Origin of the sequence: Pseudomonas sp. PSB11, assembly GCF_014596605.1 — a bacterium.
Lineage (GTDB): Bacteria > Pseudomonadota > Gammaproteobacteria > Pseudomonadales > Pseudomonadaceae > Aquipseudomonas > Aquipseudomonas umsongensis.
This window is the reverse complement of record NZ_NOIO01000010.1, coordinates 146,591-171,820: the sequence shown is the minus strand read 5'-3', so window position 1 is coordinate 171,820 and position 25,230 is coordinate 146,591. Positions and strand designations below refer to the sequence as shown.

General features: G+C 54.7%; 19 protein-coding genes and 2 pseudogenes. 17 read left to right on the top strand and 4 right to left on the bottom strand.

The features are described 5' to 3' along the window. Positions 1–119: 119 nt before the first annotated feature. From cobU to CGA21_RS14670, 6 genes are all read left to right on the top strand, one after another. Positions 120–641: a bifunctional adenosylcobinamide kinase/adenosylcobinamide-phosphate guanylyltransferase gene (gene cobU, locus CGA21_RS14695; RefSeq protein WP_188264464.1), complete on the top strand. Its 522-nt coding sequence runs from the start codon at positions 120–122 to the stop codon at positions 639–641. Continuing rightward, the gene (cobT, locus tag CGA21_RS14690) at positions 638–1,693 is read left to right on the top strand and encodes a nicotinate-nucleotide--dimethylbenzimidazole phosphoribosyltransferase (RefSeq protein WP_188264463.1); all 1,056 of its coding nucleotides are present in this window, start codon (positions 638–640) and stop codon (positions 1,691–1,693) included. The genes cobU and cobT overlap by 4 nt, the downstream gene beginning before the upstream one ends. After that, complete coding sequence (gene cobC / locus CGA21_RS14685; RefSeq protein WP_188264462.1) at positions 1,690–2,265, top strand: alpha-ribazole phosphatase family protein; 576 nt, start codon at positions 1,690–1,692, stop codon at positions 2,263–2,265. The genes cobT and cobC overlap by 4 nt, the downstream gene beginning before the upstream one ends. A gap of 2 nt (positions 2,266–2,267) precedes the next feature. Further along, positions 2,268–3,002 carry an adenosylcobinamide-GDP ribazoletransferase gene (locus CGA21_RS14680; protein ID WP_110746361.1) on the top strand — a complete coding sequence of 245 codons (735 nt, stop codon included), beginning with the start codon at positions 2,268–2,270 and terminating at the stop codon, positions 3,000–3,002. 157 nt (positions 3,003–3,159) lie between these two features. Beyond that, a complete protein-coding gene (locus CGA21_RS14675) occupies positions 3,160–3,564 on the top strand; it encodes a MarR family winged helix-turn-helix transcriptional regulator (RefSeq protein ID WP_020800345.1) in 405 nt (134 codons plus the stop codon). 52 nt (positions 3,565–3,616) lie between these two features. Beyond that, on the top strand, positions 3,617–4,384 hold the full coding sequence (locus tag CGA21_RS14670) for an MFS transporter (RefSeq protein WP_262927134.1): 768 nt from the start codon (positions 3,617–3,619) through the stop codon (positions 4,382–4,384). 523 nt (positions 4,385–4,907) lie between these two features. On the opposite strand, the gene CGA21_RS14665 is transcribed toward CGA21_RS14670, so the two are convergent. Beyond that, the gene (locus CGA21_RS14665; RefSeq protein WP_188264461.1) at positions 4,908–5,918 is read right to left on the bottom strand and encodes a hypothetical protein; all 1,011 of its coding nucleotides are present in this window, start codon (positions 5,916–5,918) and stop codon (positions 4,908–4,910) included. 480 nt (positions 5,919–6,398) lie between these two features. On the opposite strand from CGA21_RS14665, the gene CGA21_RS14660 reads away from it, so the two are divergent. The 4 genes from CGA21_RS14660 to CGA21_RS14645 are packed head-to-tail and all read left to right on the top strand — an operon-like array spanning position 6,399 to position 12,170. Continuing rightward, positions 6,399–7,499 carry a hypothetical protein gene (locus CGA21_RS14660; protein WP_223194137.1) on the top strand — a complete coding sequence of 367 codons (1,101 nt, stop codon included), beginning with the start codon at positions 6,399–6,401 and terminating at the stop codon, positions 7,497–7,499. Then, positions 7,496–9,550 (top strand): hypothetical protein, encoded by a 2,055-nt coding sequence (locus CGA21_RS14655; RefSeq protein WP_188264459.1) that lies wholly within the window; start codon positions 7,496–7,498, stop codon positions 9,548–9,550. Before CGA21_RS14660 ends, CGA21_RS14655 begins: the two co-directional genes overlap by 4 nt. After that, on the top strand, positions 9,541–11,661 hold the full coding sequence (locus CGA21_RS14650; RefSeq protein WP_188264458.1) for a hypothetical protein: 2,121 nt from the start codon (positions 9,541–9,543) through the stop codon (positions 11,659–11,661). Before CGA21_RS14655 ends, CGA21_RS14650 begins: the two co-directional genes overlap by 10 nt. Further along, positions 11,658–12,170 carry a hypothetical protein gene (locus CGA21_RS14645; protein WP_188264457.1) on the top strand — a complete coding sequence of 171 codons (513 nt, stop codon included), beginning with the start codon at positions 11,658–11,660 and terminating at the stop codon, positions 12,168–12,170. The genes CGA21_RS14650 and CGA21_RS14645 overlap by 4 nt, the downstream gene beginning before the upstream one ends. Before the next feature lie 500 nt (positions 12,171–12,670). On the opposite strand, the pseudogene CGA21_RS14640 reads toward CGA21_RS14645, so the two are convergent. Beyond that, positions 12,671–12,859, bottom strand: a pseudogene (locus tag CGA21_RS14640) (aldehyde dehydrogenase); the annotation flags it as partial. A 462-nt stretch (positions 12,860–13,321) separates the two neighbouring features. Here CGA21_RS14640 and peaA point away from each other — a divergent pair. The 7 genes and pseudogenes from peaA to CGA21_RS30395 all read left to right on the top strand — a co-directional run bounded on the left by peaA (position 13,322) and on the right by CGA21_RS30395 (position 22,043). Then, entirely contained in the window at positions 13,322–14,902 is a 1,581-nt protein-coding gene (gene peaA / locus CGA21_RS14635; protein ID WP_188264456.1) for a quinohemoprotein amine dehydrogenase subunit alpha, read from the top strand. 82 nt (positions 14,903–14,984) lie between these two features. Then, the gene (gene peaB, locus CGA21_RS14630; protein WP_188264455.1) at positions 14,985–16,415 is read left to right on the top strand and encodes a quinohemoprotein amine dehydrogenase maturation protein; all 1,431 of its coding nucleotides are present in this window, start codon (positions 14,985–14,987) and stop codon (positions 16,413–16,415) included. Between the two features lies 1 nt (position 16,416). Beyond that, a complete protein-coding gene (qhpC, locus tag CGA21_RS14625; protein ID WP_188264454.1) occupies positions 16,417–16,740 on the top strand; it encodes a quinohemoprotein amine dehydrogenase subunit gamma in 324 nt (107 codons plus the stop codon). 24 nt (positions 16,741–16,764) lie between these two features. Beyond that, positions 16,765–17,883 (top strand): quinohemoprotein amine dehydrogenase subunit beta, encoded by a 1,119-nt coding sequence (gene peaD, locus CGA21_RS14620; RefSeq protein ID WP_188264453.1) that lies wholly within the window; start codon positions 16,765–16,767, stop codon positions 17,881–17,883. An 85-nt stretch (positions 17,884–17,968) separates the two neighbouring features. Next, positions 17,969–19,651, top strand: a complete 1,683-nt coding sequence (locus tag CGA21_RS14615; RefSeq protein WP_188264452.1) for an AMP-binding protein — start codon at positions 17,969–17,971, stop codon at positions 19,649–19,651. A 328-nt stretch (positions 19,652–19,979) separates the two neighbouring features. Then, a pseudogene (locus tag CGA21_RS30400) lies at positions 19,980–21,110 on the top strand (chemotaxis protein); the annotation flags it as partial. A 153-nt stretch (positions 21,111–21,263) separates the two neighbouring features. Beyond that, positions 21,264–22,043 (top strand): methyl-accepting chemotaxis protein, encoded by a 780-nt coding sequence (locus tag CGA21_RS30395; protein ID WP_411157072.1) that lies wholly within the window; start codon positions 21,264–21,266, stop codon positions 22,041–22,043. Positions 22,044–22,687: 644 nt separating this feature from the next. On the opposite strand, the gene CGA21_RS14605 is transcribed toward CGA21_RS30395, so the two are convergent. Both CGA21_RS14605 and CGA21_RS14600 read right to left on the bottom strand, forming a co-directional pair. After that, positions 22,688–24,082, bottom strand: a complete 1,395-nt coding sequence (locus tag CGA21_RS14605) for a heavy metal sensor histidine kinase (protein WP_188264450.1) — start codon at positions 24,080–24,082, stop codon at positions 22,688–22,690. Next, positions 24,079–24,753: a heavy metal response regulator transcription factor gene (locus CGA21_RS14600; protein ID WP_188264449.1), complete on the bottom strand. Its 675-nt coding sequence runs from the start codon at positions 24,751–24,753 to the stop codon at positions 24,079–24,081. Before CGA21_RS14600 ends, CGA21_RS14605 begins: the two co-directional genes overlap by 4 nt. Positions 24,754–25,230: the final 477 nt, after the last annotated feature.

Genomic DNA, 25,230 nt, shown 5'->3' with positions numbered 1-25,230 from the left:
GCCCGCTCCCACAGGGTTACCGGGTGTACTCAAGTTTTGTGGCCAACCCAAACAACTGTGGGAGCGGGCTTGCCCGCGAAGGGGCCCGTCATGACACTGCACATTTTATGGAATAAACCATGCTCCAACTGATCCTCGGCGGTGCCCGCTCTGGGAAAAGTCGCCTGGCGGAAAAACTCGCCAGCGAAAGCGGCCTTCAAGTGACCTACATCGCCACCAGCCAACCGCTGGACGGTGAAATGAACGAGCGGGTCGCCCATCACCGCGCCCGCCGTCCGGCCGAATGGGCGTTGATCGAAGAGCCTGTGGAACTGGCCCGCATCCTGCGCGAAACCGCCAGCAGCGAGCGCTGCCTGCTGGTGGACTGCCTGACGCTGTGGATGACCAACCTGCTGATGCTCGATGACGCCGAGCGTCTGGTGGCCGAGCGCCAAGCCTTGCTTGACTGCCTGGCGTCGTTGCCGGGTGAAATCATTTTTGTCAGCAACGAGACCGGAATGGGTGTCGTGCCGCTGGGCGAATTGACTCGCCGCTATGTCGATGAAGCCGGTTGGCTGCATCAAGTCCTGGCCGAGCGTTGTCAGCGTGTCGTCCTGACCGTTGCCGGCCTGCCCCTGACTTTGAAAGGAACTGCTTTATGAGCTCAACCTGGTGGTTGAACCCCTGCCAACCGATCGACGCCCAGGTTGTCGAGCAGGCGCAAGCCCGTCAACAGCAACTGACCAAGCCGGCCGGCTCACTCGGTCAGCTTGAGTCGGTGGCGGTGCAACTGGCCGGACTGCAGGGGCAGGTGAAGCCGAGTCTGGAGCGGTTGTGGATCGCGATTTTTGCCGGTGACCATGGTGTGGTGGCCGAAGGAGTGTCAGCCTATCCCCAGGAAGTCACCGGGCAGATGCTGCTCAACTTCGTCAGCGGCGGTGCGGCAATCAGCGTCTTGGCGCGGCAGTTGGGCGCCTCCCTGGAAGTGGTCGACCTGGGCACCATCACACCGTCGTTGAACCTGGCGGGTGTGCGACACCTGAACATCGGCCCTGGCACGGCGAATTTCGCCCAGGGGCCAGCGATGACCGCGGCGCAAGGCGAACGCGCGTTGCAGGCCGGTCGCGACAGCGTGGAGCGCGCCGTTGCGATGGGTGCGCAACTGTTCATCGGTGGCGAAATGGGCATCGGCAACACCACGGCGGCCAGCGCCCTGGCCTGTGCCTTGCTCGATTGCCCGGTGGTGCATCTGGCCGGGCCGGGTACGGGGCTGGATGCGGCGGGTGTCAGTCGTAAAGCGCAAGTGATCGAGCGCGCGCTGGTGCTGCACGGCGCTCATCGTGGCGATGCGTTGCAGACCTTGTTCAATCTGGGCGGTTTTGAAGTCGCGGCACTGGTCGGCGCCTACCTGGCGTGCGCCCAGCAAGGCGTTGCAGTGCTGGTGGACGGGTTCATCTGCAGTGTCGCGGCCTTGGTCGCGGTGCGCTTGAATCCGTCGTGCCGCCAATGGCTGTTGTTCGGTCATCGCGGTGCCGAGCCGGGCCATCGTCATGTGCTGGAAACCCTGAAGGCCGAACCCTTGCTGGACCTTGGCTTGCGCCTGGGCGAGGGCAGTGGCGCTGCGTTGGCCGTGCCATTGCTGCGCCTGGCCTGCGAGCTGCACGGGCAGATGGCGACGTTTGCCGAAGCAGCGGTCGCGGACCGTCCGGCATGATTCTGCATCTGGACTTGTTGCGTCATGGGGAAACAGAACTCGGTGGCGGCTTGCGCGGCAGCCTCGACGATGCGCTGACCGACAAGGGCTGGGCGCAGATGCGCCAGGCGGTGGCGGGGCAGGGGCCCTGGAATCGCCTGGTCAGCTCGCCTTTGCAGCGCTGTGCGCGCTTCGCCGAAGAACTGGCGATGCAGTCAGGGCTGCCGATCGAGCTGAACAAAGACCTGCAGGAACTGCACTTCGGTGCCTGGGAAGGGCAGAGTGCCGCGGCACTGATGGAAACCGACGCCCAGGCCCTGGGTTTGTTCTGGGCTGATCCTTATTCGTTTACCCCGCCTGAGGGTGAACCGGTCGCGGAATTTTCAGCGCGAGTACTCGCGGCGGTCGCACGCTTGCATGGCGCGTACGCCGGAGAGCGTGTGCTGCTGGTCAGTCATGGCGGGGTCATGCGTTTATTGCTGGCCCACGCCCGGGGCTTGCCCCGCGAGCAACTGCTCAATGTCGAAGTGGCGCATGGCGCACTGTTCTCGCTGGCGGTCGAACCCGGTGGCGTACTAAGGGAAGTATCCTGAACATGTTGCCATTCTGGATCGCCCTGCAATTTCTCAGCAGCCTGCCGATTCGTCTACCGGGTATGCCGACGCCTGAGGAACTGGGGCGCTCGCTGCTGTTTTATCCGCTGGTGGGTGTGCTGTTCGGCGTGATTCTGTGGGCGCTGAACGGGCTGTTGCTGGGCACGCCACTGCTGCTCCATGCCGCGCTGCTACTGACGGCCTGGGTGCTGCTCAGCGGCGCGCTGCACCTGGACGGCCTGGCCGACAGCGCCGATGCATGGCTGGGCGGATTCGGCGACCGCGAGCGCACGCTGACGATCATGAAGGACCCGCGCAGCGGGCCGATCGCCGTGGTCACGTTGGTGCTGGTGTTGCTGCTGAAATTTACCGCGTTGGTCGCGCTGATCGAACAGCAGCATGCGCTGGCCCTGATCATTGTTCCCTTGATCAGCCGCAGTGCGTTGCTGGGGTTGTTCCTGACCACGCCTTATGTGCGGCCCGGCGGTTTGGGCCAGGCTCTGGCCGATCATCTTCCGCGGTTGGCGGGCAAGCAGGTGTTGGCGGTCAGTGCCTTGTTGTGTGTGCTGATCGCTGGGTTCAACGGCGTTTGGGCGCTGCTGCTGGCGGCGCTGCTGTTTGCCTGGCTGAGGCAGGTGATGCTGCGCCGATTGGGCGGCACGACAGGTGACACGGCGGGAGCGCTGCTGGAGCTATTGGAAGTAGCAGTGCTGGTGGGCGTGGCGCTAATCCTGTAGGAGCGAGCATGCTCGCGATGGAGGTACAAGCACCGAGGGGTGTCAGGCAGTCAGCGTCATCGTTGACGTCCATCGCGAGCATGCCCGCTCCTAAAGGTAGAGGGGTTTGGTGTAACATAAAGTTGCTTTCATTCAACCACGGGTATATACACGCACCATGCTCGAATCCCAATGTTTATGCATCAACCTGCGTCGCGCCGCCCGTGGCGTCAGCAGGCATTACGACGGCGCTCTCGATGGCTTCGGGATCAACGTTGCGCAGTATTCTTTGCTGTGCAACCTGCAGCGCCTGGATCAACCGAGTATCTCCACCCTCGCCGAAGCCATGGGCCTGGATCGCAGTACCCTGGGGCGCAACTTGCGTGTGCTGGAGGGTGATGGCCTGGTGACGCTGGTCGAGGGCGAAGACATGCGCAATCGTATCGTCCTGCTCACCGAAGCGGGCGCCGAGCGCCTCAAAGCCGCCTTGCCGGCCTGGGAGGCGGCGCAACAGCGCTTGGTCGATCGCCTGGGCGCGGAAAAGCGTGAAACGTTATTGAAATTGCTGGACGAACTGGCTTGAGGTCAGTTTTTTCGGTTTTAAGCGGGTATATACCCGTATATGGAGAACAAGAATGACCTCGATGTGGCGTACGTGCGGTTGGGTTTTACTGGGAAGTGCGCTGATCCTGGCGTTGTCCCTCGGGGTGCGACACGGTTTCGGGCTGTTCCTGGCGCCGATGAGTGCCGAATTCGGCTGGGGGCGTGAAGTCTTCGCCTTCGCCATCGCCCTGCAGAACCTGATCTGGGGCCTGGCGCAACCTTTCACCGGCGCCCTGGCGGACCGCTTTGGCGCGGCGAAAGTGGTGCTGGTCGGCGGCGTCCTGTACGCGGCGGGGTTGGTCTGCATGGGGCTTTCCGACTCGGCGGTGACCTTGTCCCTGAGCGCCGGCCTGCTGATCGGGATCGGCCTGTCCGGCACCTCCTTCTCAGTGATCCTCGGCGTGGTCGGGCGTGCGGTGCCGCCAGAAAAACGCAGCATGGGCATGGGTATTGCCAGTGCCGCCGGTTCGTTCGGCCAGTTCGCCATGCTGCCGGGCACGCTCGGTTTGATCGGCTGGCTCGGCTGGTCGGCGGCATTGCTGGCGCTGGGTGTGCTGGTGGCACTGATCGTGCCGCTGGTGAGCATGCTCAAGGACAAGCCGCTGCCGCTGCTTGGTCACGAACAGACCCTTTCTGAAGCGTTGCGCGAGGCGTGCTCCCACTCGGGGTTCTGGCTGCTGGCGTTCGGTTTTTTTGTCTGTGGCTTCCAGGTGGTGTTCATTGGCGTGCACCTGCTTAGGCGTGGGGATAAAAATCACTCTACGGATGTTGGTTATCCTCTTATGGGAGCTGGTTTGTAACATATGCGTGGAAGGAATTTAGCTATATTTAGTTTAATTGCCGCACTCTCTGCAAAAAAAGCACTAGATTAGGCGGTCTAGTTGCATAGTTATGAAATAGCTTGGTGGTTATTGTTGATTGCTTAAGTGTAGGGCGTGATACAGCTACTTGATCACCATTATCGGAGTAAGTTATATGATGTGTTAAGGGTGTCCAGGTTAAGTTATAGAGCGCAGGCCGCCTGAACGCTCGCACAATGTCCGCTTTTGTTTAGTCTGTCACGAATGACCAGTATAGGGGCGGAGGGCCAGTTGTAGCACGTAAGAATTCCCTAAAGTGTGTGAAGGTGTTCAAGGGAGGGGGGTAGAAATGAAATTTTTAAATGGTACCGTAAAATTCAAAATAGTGGATGCGTTTGCCAAAGTTTGAATCTTAGCTGTTATTATGAAGTGCAGAGTTATAGGGTTTGCTGCACGAAACAACTACGAAATACTTACAATTCATGGCTCCATTGCTGCTTAGCCATTTAGTTGTCTCGAAAGGCTAGGTTTTATTCGACAAGATGTTGTCCCATCCAATTTGCCGAAGTCGATTCTGCCATTGAAGAGTATCTAACACAGCTTCTCGTATCATTGGTTTGCCGGGGGCGGCCACATAAATAGGTGCTAAAGCAAATGGCACATCAAGACCCATATCGCCGCTGAGTAGTTTGCGCATTATGCGTACTCGTTGTTGCCAGACTAGTTTATCACGTTTACCTGCTGGGGTCTGGTGGACAATTAAATTGAGCAAAGTCGATGCTTCAACCAGAAGTTCAGTATTCATACTAAAGATTAGGTTTGGCGGTGAGCCCAACGGCAAAATACGTTGTATAAAAAGCTCCACCAGTGGAGCAGCCAACTTTCGTTCTTCCCACCAAATACTGCGCATGATTAGCACCTTATAAATACTTTGCGCTAATTCCTCAGTAGTTTTTCGGTTGTCCTTAGATAGAGCTTCGCGCATCAGCCAAATAAGTGCAGCCAATGCATCTAGGCTGGCGATGCACTCCAGTTTTTTCATCAGGCCTCTCGTAATATTAGCTCGCTGCCAATACACATCGGCTTCATTTGTTTTTTTAAATAAAACTGCCAGAACATCTGGCTTCAGGTGTTGCAGGAACGTTTCGTTGAGTGCGTTGCAGGGCGGTTTTAGTTTCAATAAATCCCAAAGTGGGTGGTGCAGTTCTTGCTGCGAACCAGGCAGGTGTGCATCAACCCGTTTTGCCAGCCGATCTTGGGGAGTGTGTTGACCAACTTCATAGCGCTGCCATTTACACCGATAGCTCAGCTTATTGTTACCCGCGCGTCGTCTAAAAGACTCCGGCTCAAAGTGCTGCTCAAGTTCATAGGCTTTATTGATTCCGGTGCGCTGGCTGACTCCCTCGTACCAGAAGCGTACCCGTAAAACGTCCGCCATATCCCGATCCTGGTCTGAGTTTTTTCCGTGATTTTGTTTGTGCATTCCTTTGCGGAATTCATCGTACAAATCTCTAATTTCATTAGAATCAGTCATTTAAGTGCCCTGCATTTATAGGCGTACAGTAAAAATCTAGAATGACATTACAGCTGAACGAGTCAAGAAATTTGTCTACCATGATCCGCAATAGGGAGGAACAAGGCAGTTCTTTCAATGCAACTGCTTGTCAGACCTATTGCGGTTGAGTGGTTAAATTGAGTGCAAAATATAGGGTCAATAACCATGCAAGCAGGTAGCCAAGAAAAGTTTTCTTTCGCACCTGTATACCCGTCACCTGATTTTCTGACCAGCGCAGGCTATGGGAAGGTCTCGGGCATTCCGGCTATTTTCGACTCGCGCCCTGGTTATCACCGACGGGGTAGCCAGTTCCTCATAGATCGGGGTCTTGGTATATGGGATCCACGTGGACGCGGCACTCAGTATGTCCAAATTCCTCCCTCCTCGAAGAGCTTGAAAAACTATGCGGACCGGCTCTGTAATTTCTTGGAGTGGTGTGATGTCAGGAACCTAGATCCGATGATTCTCGAGTACAGCCAGGACCTGATCGGTCGGTATCAAGCGGAGATGCTCAAGGGCAGTTGGTCCCGTGACAACAGACCGCTTACTGAGCGAACTATCAACGTACGTGTTGAAGTCGCAATGGAGTTCCTTACGTGGGCAGCCGACAAGGGAATGAGAGTCCCGTTATCAGTACCCAAGGTCACGCGGACCTATTTACCAAGTAATCCCCTGAATTCGATTGAACATGAGCCGAAATCGGTCAAAGCGAGACAAGGCAAGTTGCGTGAATGCAAGCGACGCTTGGGCTTCCCTTCAGATGAGGAAATTGCCGCTTGGCATGAGAGACTCCTAATGAGGGAGTTTAGAGGTTTGACGGAGGCATTGATCGCAGAGTTGATACTGGAAACGGCCATTAGACGTGAGGAAGCCGCGTGCTGGCGAGTCGATACGTTACCCAAGGAACCCTCGCTCTGGAGGATCATTAATCCGCAGGCCGCTCACGAGCATCAGGTCGTATTAATCGAAGTGAAGTTCGGTACCAAGGGGCGGGAGTACGGACGGGACCATGGCGACAAGATCGGCCCCGCTGGCATTATTCGCGTCCCGTTACCGTTGGCGCAGAAGCTGCACCAGTACCGCGAATTTGAGCGGCCCAAGGCCCTTTCTGTGTCTGTCCGCCAGGGGCGCACAGTTGCAGAGCAACGACGGATTCGAGATGAGACGGTTCAGCTTTTTCTCAATCCGCTTACCGGTAAGAGATATACCGGTGACAACATCTACGAATTTTGGCGCAGCGTCTTACACCCCAAGGGCTGGTCACCACATATGGCCCGCCACTATTGGGCATGCACTCTCCTGTGGCGGCGTATGGAAGGGTTACGGGAGCTTATGGAGGCGGCGCTCAAAACTAAAGTTGACACGGTTGTTCTGCAGTCGCTGCAAAGTAATGTACTTTCAATCATCGAGCTCGAAATCCAGCCTCAACTGAGGCATATATCGCGGGAAACTACGACGATCTACTTACAGTGGGTCTCCGACCGACTGGCCATCAATCTTAATTTGCATGAGCGGTGGGTTGCAGAGTTGGGGGAAGCCAACGAGAAGGCGGACTCATGAGTATTCGAAGATACAACAAGGATCATCAATGGGAGTTCAAGAATAACCATGCCGAGACACCGGAGTTGGTTACGCCGCCTCCTCCTTTAGATGCGCTACAATTCTGGACACAACATCCAACCCAGAACCATCTCGTTGATCTGAAAATTTTTGCGGATGGCCAAGACAAAAGTCTTGGCACCAGTAAGTGGAACGGTCCATTTACCGGCAGGCCAAAACTGATTAGGCAGTTGAAACCGGCAATTCAGGCGATCTTTACAGGTCTTTCGCCAGCAACCGTTAGAAATTACACGAAAGCGCTTCGTGCTTGGTGGCGTTTAATGGATAGCGTTGAGAGTTCAGCCAAGGAAGTAGATCACTCGGTCATGCGTGTTGAGGATGTTAGCCAGCTCACCTGGATTCATCGTGAACATGCATATAAAGCCGGGATTCATGGCGATATGTTTACGTACTTTTTGCGTATCGCCAATATCACTCTGAAAGCGCGAGGGGGGGCAGAACTGCATTGGCAAACGCCGGCAGGGAACAAGCCTGAACGTCATCTCCCACCTGAGGATCAGATCGCTGCACTGCGAATGGGGCTGAAACAGTCTTGGGAAGCAGTCAGAAGGCGTTGGGCGTTGATAGATAGAGTACAGTCTGATTGTTTCGTACCGCAAACAGCTGAAGAAGCTGATTTGCTGAAACAATGGCTTTACTTCAGCGAAAAGCAACGCACCTGCGGTTTGGCGGTACCGAATTCAGACCAACTTCGCGGTGGTTTGCTCTCCCAAAGCTTTACGGGTTCAACAAGATTAAGTCTTATAAAATTACGTGAAACTGTATTCCCTAACGTGTGGGACGTAGATACTGCCTTTCATATGTGTCTTGCGAACACCGGCCTGAATCCCGCTGTACTGTTTGCGTTGGATGCCAGATTTGAAGGATTGTTTCTGCGCGATCACCCACAAGATAAGAGTCGATATATTTTAGTTGGGCCGAAGACGAGAGCAGGCGGAACCGAGCAAGTAGTTACCGGCCTTTGGAAAACTCCTTGGGGACCAGGTCCAATTATTCGCAACTGGCTTGAGCGCGTAGATCCGCTTCGTAAGCAATTGCAGAGCAGACTTGCTGTTGAAAGGGATCTATACGATCAGATGTGCAAGGATGGAGATTTTCACGATGAATTAGTTGAGCAATTGCATCTGGTCCAAAACTTGGAACAAGGAAGTCGTAGTATCTGGCTCTACATAGGTAAGCACGGAAACATCGATTGGCTCAATGAAAACCGAAGCAACCGCCATTCGCTTGATCATAAGCAGACTACTTACCTAAAAGTTCTGACTAGCCAGATCAACGGCAAACGGATAGAGCAGGGGTGTCCCCCCATTGGACATATTACCACATCAGACTTTCGCGACATTTTCGCTTTGTATGTATGGCGGCAAAGTGGGGGCAATGTATTAGCAGTGATGCGGTTATTGAGCCACAGCCGACTGCGGTCCACGCAGTGCTATGTCGACAACAACATTCTCAATGCAGAGCGCAACCTACAGGCACGTATCTTCCTTGACCGACTATTCGTCGAGCTAGGTCAGGGAAGATTGGACGTGACAATCCTCGCCTACCTACAGCAAAGCGGTGCTATGTCGCCTGAAGTAGAAAAATGTCTTCATGATTTTCGTGCTATGGAGCGCAGCCGCTTAGGCATAGCGTGCCAAGATCCGCTCCATCCCCCTCCCAATATTCAACCTGATGCTGATGGCAGCCTGCGATGCGGAATACAACGGTGCCTGCTTTGCAAACAAGGCCTTATCCTCCCAGAGTCATTTGATGGAATCGCCATGAGGGTGGAGGAGTTGGAGGTGATCCAAAGGCATGTTTCAGTGGAAGCCTGGCTTACATCGGATTTACCTCAAGAGCTAAGCAATGGGCTTGATGCCCTCAAACTTTTCCCGACTGATGATGTTCAAAAAGCACGCGAGCATTGGGCGCAGGCTATCGCGTGCGGCGCGCATCGAGTTCCAGGGGTGCACCTCGCCACTAATAAACTGGAGGTTGTATGGATTTGAATCATGGCCTTCCTCTATCCGATGCAGCCCCCGCCGCGCCCTCGGAGTCGGATCGCAAATGCGACGAAGCTCGAAAACTCTTTCCGAAGGAACTCTTGCAGTATTTGGATTGCAATAGCGCTGCCCGCTGCCAAGCACTACTTGGTCACGGTGATGAGATAGGGGTGTGGAAAACAGATGAGTCCAGTATTGGCGGCAGGCACACCAAAATACCGTTGGTTTTTATGCGTGAGCGGTTGGTCCGATATTTGCCCAGTGAGGTTTTGCACGCAGCGGAGCTGGAAACACTCCTTGACGAGGGGGTATTGACGATGACGCGTTATGCTCTGCTGATGCGCATGGGACAGTCATCAATCCGTAATCAGGGTCGTTCTCTTGATGTCACAACAATCGCCTATGAGCTCTATCAACGATTGCCGACCATAATCGCTCAAGGGATTAAGCGGCGGCTCGAAGGTGTTGACTTAGGTGAAGCGGGTCTCGTGCGCTGCCTGAACTCTGACGACTTGAGGTCACTAAATTCAAACAGGTACCTCCGCGTTGTACTGAGAAGAATTGCTATGTTGGCTGATCAGGATCTTTGGAGTGACGCGCCCATCGGAGTCTTTTTGCGGAAAACGACGAGCCCGAGAGGCTCTGCGTTACCCACGCTTAAGGAGGAAAAAGCCAATCCGTTCTTGCCAATACCTGACGATTACATGGCCGAGATGGGCGCAGGGGTCCTGTGGTTGGTGCAGGATCTCGGTCCCAACCTTATCGCCTTAGCTGAGTCTCTGCCTAAAATGATTAGTGGGATCAGCCTCAAAAGCCAAGCATTCCCGAAACGCCTACAGTGCTATTTTTCGCAGAACGCCTGGTGCGATCGGAAGGGGCGCCCAATCACCCAACCGCTTTGTCGGATCCCTGCGCCAAGACATAGGGGAGGGCACAGGGCTGAAAGAAGAGGCGCTATTGACGAGCACGACTGGCTACCGCGCTCATGGCAAAACGTCCAGGTCCTAATAGTAACCTTACAGAGCGCGCACCTTTGGGTCGCGTTACTGGCAATGGGTGGTCGCCTCCAAGAGGTCCTGACACTTCCACGGAACTGCGTCGAGGAGAAAAGAGACGGTGAAACTTACGTCAATGGCAAGACTTACAAGCTGAGTAGAAATCTGGCAGGTGAAGACCGGGAATGGCCAGTGCCGGATATTTTGGTCGAGGCATTGGCGCAGCAGGCACGACTGGTTCGAGCTTGCGAGAGAGTTGCATGGCTTAGGGAGGGGAACGATGAAAGTGATGAGATGCTGATTAAAAACAACCATTTGTGGGGGTCGTTCGGTCCTGGCGCAATGGCACGAGATAAGCAGCTTGTTTGCGTCAATAATGCCCTTCGGAGGCTTGCCGATCGTCTCAGCATGATTTCGAAACCCGGTGGTAGAAATCTGCACGCGCATCGATTTCGCAAAACCATTGCCCGCCTTGCGGCTTTGGCAATTGTCGACAGCCCTCGCGTACTGATGCAACTCTTTGGGCATCGCAATATTACGATGACACTACACTACATTCTTACAGACAAGTCTCTGCAGGTGGAGATCGAGAAAGTGACGAGGGAGCTCCGAGTCATGCGTTGTCAGGACGTGCTCGAAGATCTTCATTCTGCAGTGTCCGAGCGGGGAGCCCCCGCCTTTGGAGGCTATGGCGGTGGTGCCTTGCCGCATATGACCAAGACCATAAAGATCCAAGAGGAAGAGCTCCATCGTCAGGGCCTGCAATGGAGTGCCGGCTCCGCCCGTGAACTCGCGGTGATGCTTACCAACAATGGACAGTACTTCCGGATGGTCAAGCCCGGAGTGCTCTGCACTAAGCCCACGAGAGAGGCAACTCCATGCCAGTGCAGTTCTGATTGTATCAACCGGATTGAGGAAAAAACCGCCCGGCGAGATGTCATTGATCTTGTACCCGCCTTGATCAAAGAAGGTCATCTAGCCTTGACTGATAGGCAATTGTTGGTGGCAGCAAATGTAGTCGAGCAGTTGGACGAGGAGCTGGCGCGGTTCGAGGACATCGGCGCGATGTGGCGTGACAACCCTGAGTTGATTGCGCTTCGTGAGGCGGTGAGGGTGAAATGACCAACAAGTATAAGGATGCAGCCTTAGCTCGCGGCAAAGAGCGGACGGCGGAGATCGAACACAAGGTCCTGGCGGCCATGGACAACATAATGGTTGAGATCAAGGCCAATGACGGAATCTATCCGTATAACGGTGGAGCGCTCAGCAAGAACGAGGTTGCGCGACGAGCGGGGATCGGCAAGAGCACGTTTTTCTCCCCCAAACAGGTAGAGCTAAGCTTCCGTGTCGACTTGTGGCTCGATGCGATAAAGAAGAAAGAAGCCGTCGGGCGAATACGTGTACGCCGTACCTATGCAGAGAGGATCGAGGTTTGGAAAGCCAAGTATCAAGCGTTGGAGAATTCACACATCAAAACGGAACTCGACTTGCAGAGCGCACAAGCCGAACTCGAGGAGGAGCTCACCTTGGTTGCCAATCTGAAAGCTCAAAATGCGGTGCTCCTTGAACAATTGCGCAAAGCCGGTGCATCTAAGGTTACCTCCATCACCAAAAGGAGCGAGCATCCGTAATAGCCGCCATTTAATGTTCATCAAATGGTGGCTTTTTATCGGCTTGGAGTAATAATCAGTTGACAGTGAAAATATTGTCCAAAACTCGAGCTATCAATGGTCGATACTCGGTCGAAGAACCCTTGAGTATCGTGCGACAGTCTGTAAGTTTCCTACTGTCGCATGCTTCGCGTGTTGCATGCGCACTGACTCGGTAAGCATCCGCCCAACTCACCTTGTGGAGAATTGCATTCCACTTGACCACCGGTTTGAATCGCCCCTAGTTTCTTAGACACCTCTCAAAGACTTCAGTTGGCTGTTTTCAGCTGGTAGCGACTGGCAAAAAAACCAAGCGAATGTCACCAAAACGAGTGGCGATTTCCCTTGCCATCGAATTAAATCTCGGGCGCTGCTTTTATAGCCCGCGCATAGGGAGCTGAACTGAAGGTAAAACGTCTAACTTCAGGGATTATGCGCGCTTCTTCATATTCAGTTTCGTAAGTAAATTCCTCCCAAAGATGAGACAGCACAGCTCGATCGACATCGTCAGCCGTAGCGCGTGGCACAACGCAGAGTTCTTCACCTGTGGCGGGATTGCGTAGGGACATCGTCTGACCATCGGCGGCTTCAACCCATCGGCCCCCGATAAGCATGCGCGGAGCTCGTTGAAGAAACGCGATAGTGTTGGGATGCAGGCTCGTAAGCGACATGATTCAACCTCTTTTGTTGGTGTATTGAGGTTCATGGCAATGGCTGTGCCAATTATGTTTTATATAGTTAAAAACACGATTTTTCAGGGTGGGAGAGCTGTTATACAAGTGTTTCTGGTTTGCCCGACTGTCGTATATTGAGACGATATGAGACGTTTAAGCAATTTTTGCGAAACACTCTACTTAATGTGGAGCTACAGGTGCATGCGATAAATGTAACGCATATATCTCAGAGTGAAACAGTTGTCGCGAAGTAAAACAGTCTGCAGTAATAGTTAAGTTGGAAAATAACCTTGCGAGTACGGATGTTCTGCGTATCTCGCAAGATATCAAAAACTTGGCACGGTCTGTGTATTCATCTTTTCAGACGCGCTTTGTTTCTGCCTGCTGCAAGTCGCTGGAACAGAAATCGCTTAAGCGAAAATTGAAAAATAAGAAGACACCGTGCGAGGTTCGACGTTGATGAAGAGAAAACTCCGATCAGGCATGAGCGCCAGCCTGCTGGCCGTAGCCGCTTGTATAGCGCTGCATTCGCCTCACAGCCTGGCAGCCCGCGACGCCCAGACCATCCTCAAGGAAACCTGTCAGGGCTGTCATACCCCCGAAGCCGATAACGCCCTGAGCCGCATCAGCCACCAGCGCAAGACGCCGGAAGGCTGGTTGATGAGCATCGCCCGGATGCAGACCATGCACGGTTTGCAGATCAGCGATGAAGACCGCCGGACGCTGGTCAAGTATCTGGCCGACACCCAGGGCCTGTCACCCAGCGAGACCGACGGCGTGCGCTATGCACTGGAACGCCGGCTCAACACCGTTGAGAAGTTCGACGAGCAAACCACTCAGATGTGCTCTCGCTGTCACTCCGGTGCGCGGGTCGCCCTGCAACGACGTCCGGCTGAGGAGTGGGAGCGTCTGGTGAACTTCCACCTCGGGCAGTGGCCATCGCTTGAATACCAGCTTTTAGCGCGGGATCGTGAGTGGTTCGATATCGCTCGCAAAGACATGGTGCCGCTGTTGGCCAAGCGCTATCCGCTGGACAACCCGGCCTGGAAGAAATGGCAGAGCGTGGCGCCGAAGTCCGACGCACTGGTAGGCGACTGGAGCTTCAGCGGTCACTTGCCGGGCAAGGGTGAACTGGCGGGTGTGATGAGCGTCAGCGCCGATGGCCGCGACACCTTCAAGGTCAGCGTCAAGGGCCAGTACGCCGATGGCACCCCGTTCAATGGCGACGGCAGCGCGGTTGTCTACACCGGCTATGAATGGCGCGGCAACGTGACCATCGACGGCGTGACCATGCGCCAGGTGTTCGCCGCCCAGGGCAATGCGATGCAGGGCCGGATGTTCGAGGCCGAGCACGATGAGCGTGGCCTGGACTTCGTCGCCGCCAAACAGGGTTCCGCCCGTTTGCTGGCGGTGCAGCCGGGTTATCTGAAGGCCGGCAGCGAAAGCGAAGTCACCCTGATCGGCAGCGGCCTGACCGGCAAGCCGAACTTCGGCAAAGGCGTCGACGTGGTGGAAGTGATCGAGCAGACCCCGGAGCGCATCAAAGTCAAACTCAAGGCCGCCGCCAATGCCCAGCCGGGTCTGCGCGCGGTCACCGTCGGTACGCTGAAAGGTCCGAGCCTGTCGGTATACAGCCAGATCGCCGAAGTCAAAGTCGTGCCTGAGTTCTCGGTGGCGCGGATCGGCGAGGGCGGCGGTTCGACGCCGAAAGTCCAGGGCCGTTTCGACGCCGAAGCCTGGGGCAAGGGCGCCGATGGCAAGCCGTATCGCATCGGTGTGTTCCCGGCGCAATGGAAGGTCGAGGCCTTCGACGACCGTGCCAAGGAAGACGAAGACGTCAAGTTCGCCGGCACCATGCAGGCCGACGCGGGCGTGTTCACACCGGGCGATGCCGGACCGAACCCGGCGCGCAAGATGTCCACCAACAATGCCGGCAACCTCAAGGTGATCGCCGCCGTCGACGACGCAGGAAAATCCCTGACCGGCGAAGGCCACATGATCGTGACCGTGCAACGCTGGAACAATCCACCCATTCCTTGAGTTGTCCTGATCCTCAGCGATTCAGACACTTTTCGGAATGACCGCAAGCCCCGCCAAGCGGGGTCTGCACAGGAGGTTTGCAATGGGCGCTATCTTGAATCTGGTCGAACGCAACCTGCACGAAGTGCAGGTCGATGCCGACCGCATGCTGTTCCATATCCCCAGCAGTTCGCTGTTCGCCAGCGATGAACTGACGGGCACCATCATCGATACCTTGCGCGGTCCCGGCTGCTCGTCGGACGACCTGATCCAGCGGCTGTCCGCGCGTTTCAACGGTGAAGAAGTCACCGAAACCCTGCGCGAGCTGATGGCCCTGGAATTGGTCAGCGACGGCTCGCCGCTGACCCCGGACATTGCCACCAAACGGGTCGAGCGTACGGCGATCAACACTGTGGTGCTCAACGTCAACACCGGCTGCAACCTGAGCTGCACCTACTGCTACAAGGAAGACCTCGACAAGCCCTCGGCCGGCAAGAAAATGGACGTCGAGACCGCCATCGCTTCGGTGGAAATGCTGCTGCGCGAATCCCCGGACGAAGAGCGTTTCACCGTGGTGTTCTTCGGCGGAGAGCCGCTGAGCAATCGCAAGCTGATCGAGTACATGGTCGATTACTGTGAAAAGCGTTTTCGCGAGGCCGGCAAGTTCGTCGAGTTCGTGATGACCACCAACGCCACGCTGCTCACCGAAGAAACCGTGGACTACCTCAACGCCCACCGTTTCGGGCTCTCGGTGAGTATCGACGGGCCGAAAACCGTGCACGACCGCAACCGCATCACTGTGGGCGGGCAGGGCACCTACGACGTGGTGCGGCGCAAGGCTGAAATGCTGCTGTCGCGCTACAACAGCCGTCCGGTCGGCGCGCGGGTGACCCTGACCACCGGCGTCACCGACGTCGAAACCATCTGGGACCACCTGTTCAACGAACTGGGTTTTGCCGAGGTCGGTTTCGCCCCGGTCACCTCAGGCGACATCAGTACGTTCAACCTGACCAGCGACGAACTGATCGAAGTCTTCGCCAACATGAAGAAGCTCGGTCGACGTTACCTGGAAGCGGCGCTGGAGCACCGCAACATCGGCTTCTCCAACCTGCATCAGTTGATCACAGACATCCACGAAGGCCACAAAAAAGCCCTGCCCTGCGGCGCGGGCCTGAAGATGCTGGCGGTCGATCACAAGGGTGAATTGAACCTGTGCCACCGTTTTACCGGTTCGAGCCTGCCAACCTTCGGCAATGTGCACAGTGGCGTGAAACAGGTCGAGCTGAACGACTTCCTGTCCCAGCGCCTCGACCGTACCAATACCGGCTGCGAAGACTGCCAGATCCGCAACCTGTGCTCCGGCGGTTGCTACCACGAAAGCTACGCCCGCTATGGCGACCCGACCCATCCGACCTATCACTACTGCGAACTGATGCGTGACTGGGTCGACTTCGGCATCGAGGTCTACACCCGGATCATGGCCAATAACCCTGCGTTCATCAGCAGCTACATCACTCCGCGCAAGGCTCACTGATATGAAACATCTCAAGGCAATCAATAACAAAGCGTTGAAGCTGGATCAGGCCGCGGACGAAAACCGCATCGAAGAAGTGGTGGCCATGAGCTCCGTGGCGGGCTGCGCCTCGACCACCGACCCGGGTTGGGAGATCGATGCGTTTGGCGGTGTGTCGTCGCTGTGCCAGCCGATGGAAGCCGACCTGTATGGCTGCTCCGATCCGTGCTGGTGGCCGGCCCAGGTGCCCGACATGATGAGCACCTATCCGGACTGGAACAAGGATGCCCAGGCGTCCAGCGATAACTGGCGCAACCTTGGCACTGTCTTCCCCAAAGACAAGTGATTAGATAAGAAGAAGGATTCCAGCATGCACAGCATCAAAGCCTGCGGCCTGGCCGCTTTCGCCCTCCTGAGCACCTGTTCGCTCAGTGTTCTGGCCGATGAGACCACCCCCCTTAAAGCGGGTCACGAGTACATGGTGACCCCCAATTACCCGAACAACCTGCACGTGATCGACCTGGCCACCGATACAGTGTTGAAGACGTGCAAGATGCCGGATGCTTTCGGCCCCGGCACGGTGCAGTTATCGCCGGATCACAAGATCGCTTACGTGCTGAACAACCACTATGCCGATGTTTATGGTGTAGAGCTGGACAGCTGCAAGCAGGTATTTCACGCCAGCATTAGCCAGCAGCCGGGGGAGAAAGCCCGGTCAATGTTCGCTTTTACGGTTAGCCATGACGGCAAGGAGCTGTTCGCTGTTGCCAATCCGACATTGATGCTCAACGACCGCTATGTGGTGCAACAACCTCGACTGGATGTGTACGCCACCGACGCCGGGATGAACGCCAAGCCCGTGCGCAGTTTCCCGGCGCCTCGACAATTGACCATCATGCAGAGCGGCGACGATGGAACGCTTTATGTCGCGGGTGCGGACATCTATAAGGTCGATGTGAAGACCGGGAAGTTCGACGTGCTGATCCCTAGTCGTCACTGGAAACGCCCGAACTACAGTGCGCCGGACGTGCTCTACGTGTGGAACCAGCAGACCTATCGGCGTGACTTCTCGCTGCTCTACACCGCGGCGAAATACAAGGACAAGAAACAGGACCCAGCCACCGCCGAATATGTATATGGTCAGTTCAGTATCGACTTGAAAAGCGGTAAAACCGAGACCACCGATTTTGGCCCTCTGACGGAAGTCTATTTCACTGGCATGCGTTCGCCCAAGGACCCTAACTTGATGTTTGGCGTCCTCAACCGCTTGGACAAGTACGATGTCAAGCAGAAGAAACGGCTCCACTCTGCCACGCTTGATCATTCCTACTACTACGTATCCTTCAACAAGGATGGCAGCAAGATTTATTTGTCAGGCACGCTTAATGACATTGCTATTTTCGATACTGACAGCATGAAAAAAATCGGCAATATCAAATTACCTGGTGGGGACATGGCGCTGAACTCTTCGCAGATATTTATTCGTTAATAGTTTGCTATCAATAATAAAAAATGATGGGCGCTGTTGCGCCGAGCTGGACGACAGCTGCCCTGATTGAATAGAGGGTGTAAATATGAGTTCTCCGAGCTACAGCAGCGGACCGAAGAACAAGCCATTATTAGCGATGACCATCGGTGCGGCCTTCGACTCGGCTGTCGAGCGTTTTCCCGAGCGAGAGGCGCTGGTGGTGCGACATCAGAAACTACGTTACACCTGGAAGCAACTGGCGGAAGAGGTGGACCGTTGTGCACAAGGGTTGCTTTCACTGGGGCTTGAAGTGGGTGAGCGCGTTGGTATCTGGTCGCCTAACTGCGCGCAATGGTGTATTGCCCAGTTTGCGACTGCAAAAGTGGGTGTGGTGCTGGTCAATATCAATCCCGCCTATCGTCCCAGCGAGATTGAATATGCGCTCAAGCATTCCGGTTGTCGCTGGCTGATTTGTAGCGATGTTTTCAAAAGTTCCGATTACCACGAGATGCTTCATACGCTGTTGCCGGAACTTAAATCTTCCGAGTTGGGCGCAGTGAAAAGCGAAAAACTACCGGACTTGCGCGGGGTGATCACGCTCAGCGAGCAGCCGGTTGAGGGTATGTTGTCCTGGGCGGACCTGCTGGGGCGTGCCGGGTTGATTGACCGCCAGCTACTGATTGAATGTGGGAAACAATTGCAGTTCGATGATCCGATCAACATTCAGTACACCTCAGGCACCACCGGAGCTCCCAAAGGCGCAACGCTCAGTCATTACAGCATTCTGAATAACGCTTACATGGTGGGAGAAAGTATGCGTCTCACCGCGCAGGATCGTTTGGTTATTCCCGTTCCGCTCTACCATTGTTTCGGCATGGTGATGGGGAACCTTGGTTGTGTGACCCATGGCAGTACGATGATCTACCCTAGCGCTTCTTTTGAGCCGTTGGCGACACTTCAAGCCGTCGCAGAAGAAAAAGCGACAGCCATGTTTGGTGTGCCTACCATGTTTATCTCCATGCTCGATCACCCTGAGCGTACAGCTTTGGACTTGGGCAGCCTGCGCACAGGTATCATGGCCGGCTCCACATGCCCGATCGAAGTGATGCGGCGGGTCATTGAAGACATGCATATGACCGAGATGCAAATAGCTTATGGCATGACCGAAACCAGTCCTATCTCGACCCAGACCGGGCCAGAGGACGATTTCACCCACCGTATAACCAGCGTCGGGCGTACTCAGCCGCACTTGGAAAGCAAGATCATCGACGACCACGGCCGGATCGTTGCCCGCGGACAAATTGGTGAACTCTGCACGCGTGGATACAGTGTGATGCTGGGTTACTGGAACAATCCTGAAGCGACCACGGCTGCCGTCGATGCAGCCGGTTGGATGCATACCGGGGATCTCGCAACTATGGATGACGAGGGTTACATAAACATCGTCGGACGTAATAAAGATATGATCATTCGCGGAGGTGAAAATGTATATCCGCGAGAAATCGAAGAGTTCCTGTTCACTCATCCAGCTGTGGCGGATGTGCAAGTAATTGGTGTCCCAGATGAAACTTACGGAGAGGAGATTGTAGCCTGGATTAAGTTGCATCCTGAACATCAGGTCGACGCTGAATCCATACGTGAGTATTGCAAAAATAAAATCGCTCACTTCAAGATTCCGCGAAGCTTCAAGTTGGTTGACGAATTCCCGATGACCATCAGTGGCAAGGTGCAGAAGTTCCGCATGCGGGAAGTGAGTATTGCTGAGCGTAACAGTGCCACGAATGCGTAAGACGATACGACTCTGAACCCATGTACATAGTATTGGCACTGCATTACTTTTGAATGCTGTGCACCTGTGTTGATCACCATTGAAATAGACCACGCATAGAGCGCGCGATGGGCACATCGCGCGCTCTGGCGCGTCTGAATTGTATCGACGTCAGTTACGCTGAGTGATGACAGGAAGTAGCCTGCATGTCGTGGTGCATTGGTTTTTATAGAGAGGAATTTTGACCTTGTTCCCGAATCGAATACTTATTTTATGGAAAATAACCCTTTTGGCCGGCCTTTGTCTGCTGGGGGTTGTAGCTTTGTTGGTAGGACATTCGGTCTATCGAATGAGCGAGGACACATCTCTTGTAAAAGCAAGCGTGGCTCAAATGCTGGAAGCGGCAGCCCGGGAGCGCATGAACAAAGAAGCCGATGTACAAGCGCTCACGATCAAGAGTTATTTAATGTCGTCCTATCAGGAGGGCCTGAATTTTTCTCGGCACGTTCTGCAGCAACGCAGGCAGGCGCATACACTTGAATCGAGCGCACGAGCCCTGCGAGAAAACCTTCATCATGAAGTTGAGCAGACGTTGAAGGCCAACCCGCAATTGCTTAGCCTTTATTTGGTTTTCGAAACAAACGCTATCGATGGCAGCGATAAATTATTTTTTAACCAAGGTGACGTGGGCAGTAATGAGGTTGGACGTTTTGCGCCTTATTGGGTGCAGCGGGAAGGGCATGTCAGTAACCAAGTCGTTTCTGAAGCTCAAATTTCGGACACCACGGCCATGCTGGATGGTTCCCCATTTAATACGTGGTTCAGTTGTCCCCAAAAAAATCTAAAGCCTTGCTTGTTAAATCCGTATTTCGACGACAGTTCAGGCCAGCGGATGCTTATCACAACCTTGGCTTTCCCAGTAATTGAGGACGGTAAAGTTCTGGCCATTGTGGGTATGGACATCAGTCTGGACAACCTCCAAAAAATTGCTACTTCAGGTAGCCAAGGTCTGTATAACGGGCTTGGCTCCGTTAGCATTGTCAGTTCCGCTGGTCTACTCGCGGCGCACAGTCGCGATGCGAGCTTACTAGGCCAAAATCTGGCGAAAGCCTATCCGGATGACGCCGATTCGCTATTGGCGTTGCAGCGCCAGGGAAAGGTGAGCGAGCAGCAAGGTCGAGCTAATCTACAGCTGGTTGCGCCAGTGATGCCAATTCCCGACAGCGAGCCCTGGGCATTACTCCTCAATGTACCCATGCAGTCTCTTCTGGCTCCGGCTTTGTCGTTGCAGCAAGACCTGGATAACCGAAACGCGAGCCGTGCGTTATTTGAGTTGCTGATCGGTGCCGCCGCAGCAACTATCGGACTTATATTGGTTTGGTTAACAGCTTTGGAAGTCACTCGACCAGTTTCACGTGTAGCGGCGATGCTCAAGGACATTGCTGTCGGGGAAGGAGATCTTACACGCCGTTTGGTTTATACGCGTCAGGATGAGCTAGGCGAACTGGTTGGCTGGTTCAACTGCTTCCTTGATAAGCTCCAACCCGTGATCGCGGAGGTAAAACGCTCGGTTCAAGAAGCCCGTAACACCGCTGATCAATCCACCATCATTGCAAATCAAACCAGTTCAGGTATGCAGCAGCAATTCAAAGAAGTAGATCAAGTTGCGACCGCATCCCAACAAATGACCGCTTCAGCTCATGAGGTTGCGCGCAGTGCTGCGCACGCCGCCGATGCAGCACAAGGAGCCGACTTGGCGACCTTGGAGGGCCTTGAGGTGATAAACAGCACCTCAGCTGCCATCGAGCATTTGTCTCATGAGATGAGTACGGCGATGGAAGAGATACGAGATTTGACTAGCCGGAGTGACCAGATCAGTTCAGTGCTGGATGTAATACGTGCCATTGCCGAACAAACCAATCTGCTCGCGCTAAATGCTGCCATCGAGGCGGCACGGGCTGGCGATGCGGGGCGGGGGTTTGCAGTTGTCGCCGATGAGGTACGAAACCTGGCACGACGCACTCAGAGCTCTGTGCAAGAGGTGCGCCTGGTCATTGAAGGACTGCAGCAGCGCACCAGAGATGTCGTCAGCTCGATGCATAGCAGTCATGGCAAGGCTCAAAGCAGCGCCGGACATGTGGCGTTAGCCGTGGCCGCATTGCAGCGTATTGGTGATTCGGTATCCATCATCACCAACATGAATTTACAAATAGCTAGCGCAGCTGAGGAACAAAGCGTTGTAGTTGAAGAAATTAACCGTAACGTTGCAGCGATTCGCGATGTTACTGAATCGCTCTCCACACAAGCACAGGAGTCAGCGAAAATTAGTAATACCCTGAATGGTCTTGCTAACCATCAACAGGCACTCATGGATCAATTCGTGGTGACTTCAGGTCCCGGCTATAGCCGCTGATTTTCGACTCTGTTTTCACTTTGCTTCAATTGGGCGTGGATCATGTATCAGAGCTACGCGCCAGTATCTTTAGTTAGATAGCAGCGCATAGCTGAGTCGAAACAAGTCGCCCGGTGAGCATTTTCCACAATGGCTAAACGAGAGGCGACGCGAATTGATGGTCACGGCGATGTCTGCGTAATCACATATGATCCTGAGCGAACCGGCTTGCCCGCGCTGTCCACCAACAAGTATTGCTGGTCAAAATAGCGCCCCGCTGCCCCGCTGCCCCGCTGCCCCGCGTTCGGCAATGAGCTCAACCTTCGCCACCGAGATATCCAGCGCCTTGACGCTGCTGACCGGCTGGATGCTGCGCACGTCGATTAGGCTGCCCCAGCTGGCGATCGGGCACTATTTCGATCGACTGCAAAACCAATCAAGGAAAAATGGGACTTGGTTTAGGTGTCTGAACCTCTGAGGTGTGACACCAACGCTTCTTTCAATTCCAGAAATGCTTCTCGCAATCGAGCGCCCTCGCGCGCGTAATCCGAGCGAGGCTTGAATTCTTCGACGTGCCTGAGCAGGGCTTCCGCATCGTTTGTGTTGAGATCAAAAACAATCATGTTGAGTCCGGGACTCTTCAGACCGGCACCCTGAGGGCGTTTTCAGCTTTTAGGGAACACCAACCTGAACACCGTTATCTCGCCGGGTTGGCTTTCAACCTGCGCATCACCCTGGTGCAGGCTCATGATCGAGCGCACGATGGCCAGCCCCAACCCTGTACTGCCTTGGGATCGGGTGCGGCTGCTGTCGACCCGATAGAACCGGTCGAACAGATGCGGCAAGTGTTGTGCCTCGATACCCGCGCCAGGATTGCTGACGAACAGTGAAACCTGACTCGCGCCGTTCTCGATGACCAACGAAATGGTATTCTGAGGCGGGCAGTGGCGCAGTGCATTGGATAGCAGGTTCGAGATAGCCCGTTGAATCATCAAGCGGTCGCCAGATACCCGTGCGCTGCCGACCACCCTCAGATTGATCTGCTTGTCTTGCGCCTGTAGAGAAAACAGCTCGGCCACTTTCTCCGCCTCGGTTTCAAGATTGACCCATTCGAAAGGCGCGTGCGCCGTCGATTGGCTGGAATGCGCCAAGAAAAGCATGTCGGAAACTATCCGTGCGACGCGTTCCAATTCTTCGATGCATGACACCAGAACGTTTTTATACTCCTCGCTTGAGCGCTCACGGGACAACGTCACTTGAGCCTTGCCCATCAGGTTGTTGATCGGCGTGCGCAGTTCATGGGCCAGGTCGTCGGAGAACTGCGACAGTTGCTGCACGCCGTCGTCGAGGCGATGCAGCATGAAGTTGATACCCTCGGCCAATTCGCTGAGTTCCTGGGGCATGTTGACCACCGACAGCCGATGATCGAGATCCTGCGTGGTCACTTTTGCCGCGACTTTGCGAAACTCGCGCAATGGTATTAGGCCCCGCTGCACAGCAGCCCAAGCAGTGAGACCGATAAAGATCAACAGCAATGGCAAGGAAATCAGGGTCGAACGCAAATAGGCGCTGAGCAAAGCTTGGTCGTGGGCGTTGTCAATCGATAACAGCGCCGGCACGAGGGTACCGTCCTTGACACGGATCAGCTTCGATGCGGTTAGAAAGCTGGTGCCCTCGTCGCCGGTGCTGCTGGAGTAGGCCAGTTGCTCGGTGGTATCTCGTGCGGCTTTCAGTTCCGGCCGCGGATCGAGCATGCCTGAGCCGGACTTAAGCAGTGGCGCACGAAGATTGTTCTGGTCATAAATGCTCAGCGTCAGGTTGTCATGCCCCATGACCTGATCGAGCAGGATATGCGGTTTTTCGCTGATTTCAGCGACATTGCCATACAGCGCCAGGCTATGTTCCACCTGCTCCATTTTCTTTTCCAGGTTGTCTCTGGATAGCGCGTTCAGCTGATGGGTCAGGGCGAAATAAGCCAGTACTGCCAGGAACACCACCAGTAATGCCCCGAGAATACTGACGGTCAAACCAAGGCGCAGAGAAAGGCTAGCCGGCTTCATTTACGTGACTCCAGTACGTAGCCGACACCGCGAAGGGTGTGGATCAGCTTGCTCTCAAACGGGTCGTCGATCTTGGCGCGTAGACGGCGGATCGAGACTTCGACCACGTTGGTATCGCAGTCGAAGTTCATGTCCCACACCAACGAAATGATCTGTGTCCGGGTCAGCACTTCACCAGAATGGCGCATTAGCAGATGCAGCAGAGCAAATTCCTTGGTGGTCAGGTCTATGCGATGCTCGCCACGGAAGGCCCGGTGGCGGCCTGGGTCGAGTTCCAGGTCGGCAACTTTGAGCACTTGCGGCACTGGAATGTTTTCACTGCGACGCATCAGGGTGCGCACCCGTGCCAACAACTCCGGGAATTCGAATGGCTTGACCAGATAGTCATCGGCTCCCATGTCCAGCCCGCGGACTTTGTCCGCCAAGCGCCCGCGCGCGGTGAGCATCATGACCCGTGTGGAGTGAGTCCGACGCAACTGTTCCAGAACACCCCAGCCGTCCAATTCCGGCAGGTTGACGTCGAGAATGATCAAGTCATAGACCTGATGCCGGGCTAGATGCAGCCCATCGGCGCCAGTTGTCGCGCGGTCAACAATATAACCACTTTCAGTCAATCCCTGATGTAAATACTCGGCAGCTTTAAGCTCGTCCTCGACGACAAGGATTCGCATGGTCAATCACCACTTTTACCTAATGGTTAAGTAATTAAGGAAGTCTTGAAATTTGTTGTTTTTGTAGGGTCTTCCGAATTTTATTCAATAACGGCTTAATAAATTTTCTGTTGTTTCATTACGTAGGCCCCTGGCTCATGGCAAGCAAGGTAAAGGCTGTAGTGGCTACAGAGTCAACTGGATGCCGTTGAAATTGCGCTCTAAATAAGCCTTCTGCGACAGGCTGTCGCAGAACAAAGCTTTCTCAATTTTTCCTTTCACGAGTACGGAAGCAGGGCAAGTGCTGTTCGGCGGATAGGTATTAGGTATTTGTTTCTTGATATTGCGGTCCTGGTTCGTGTGTCTCGAATGCTAGAGCAAAATAATTTGCCGTAACAGTGGATAACGTATTTGTAATTTTCCAGTCACCTTGTCGATAAGTTCAAAAACATACCGTGGCAGTATCGAAATTCTCTATTTTAAGGAAGTGTTCAATTG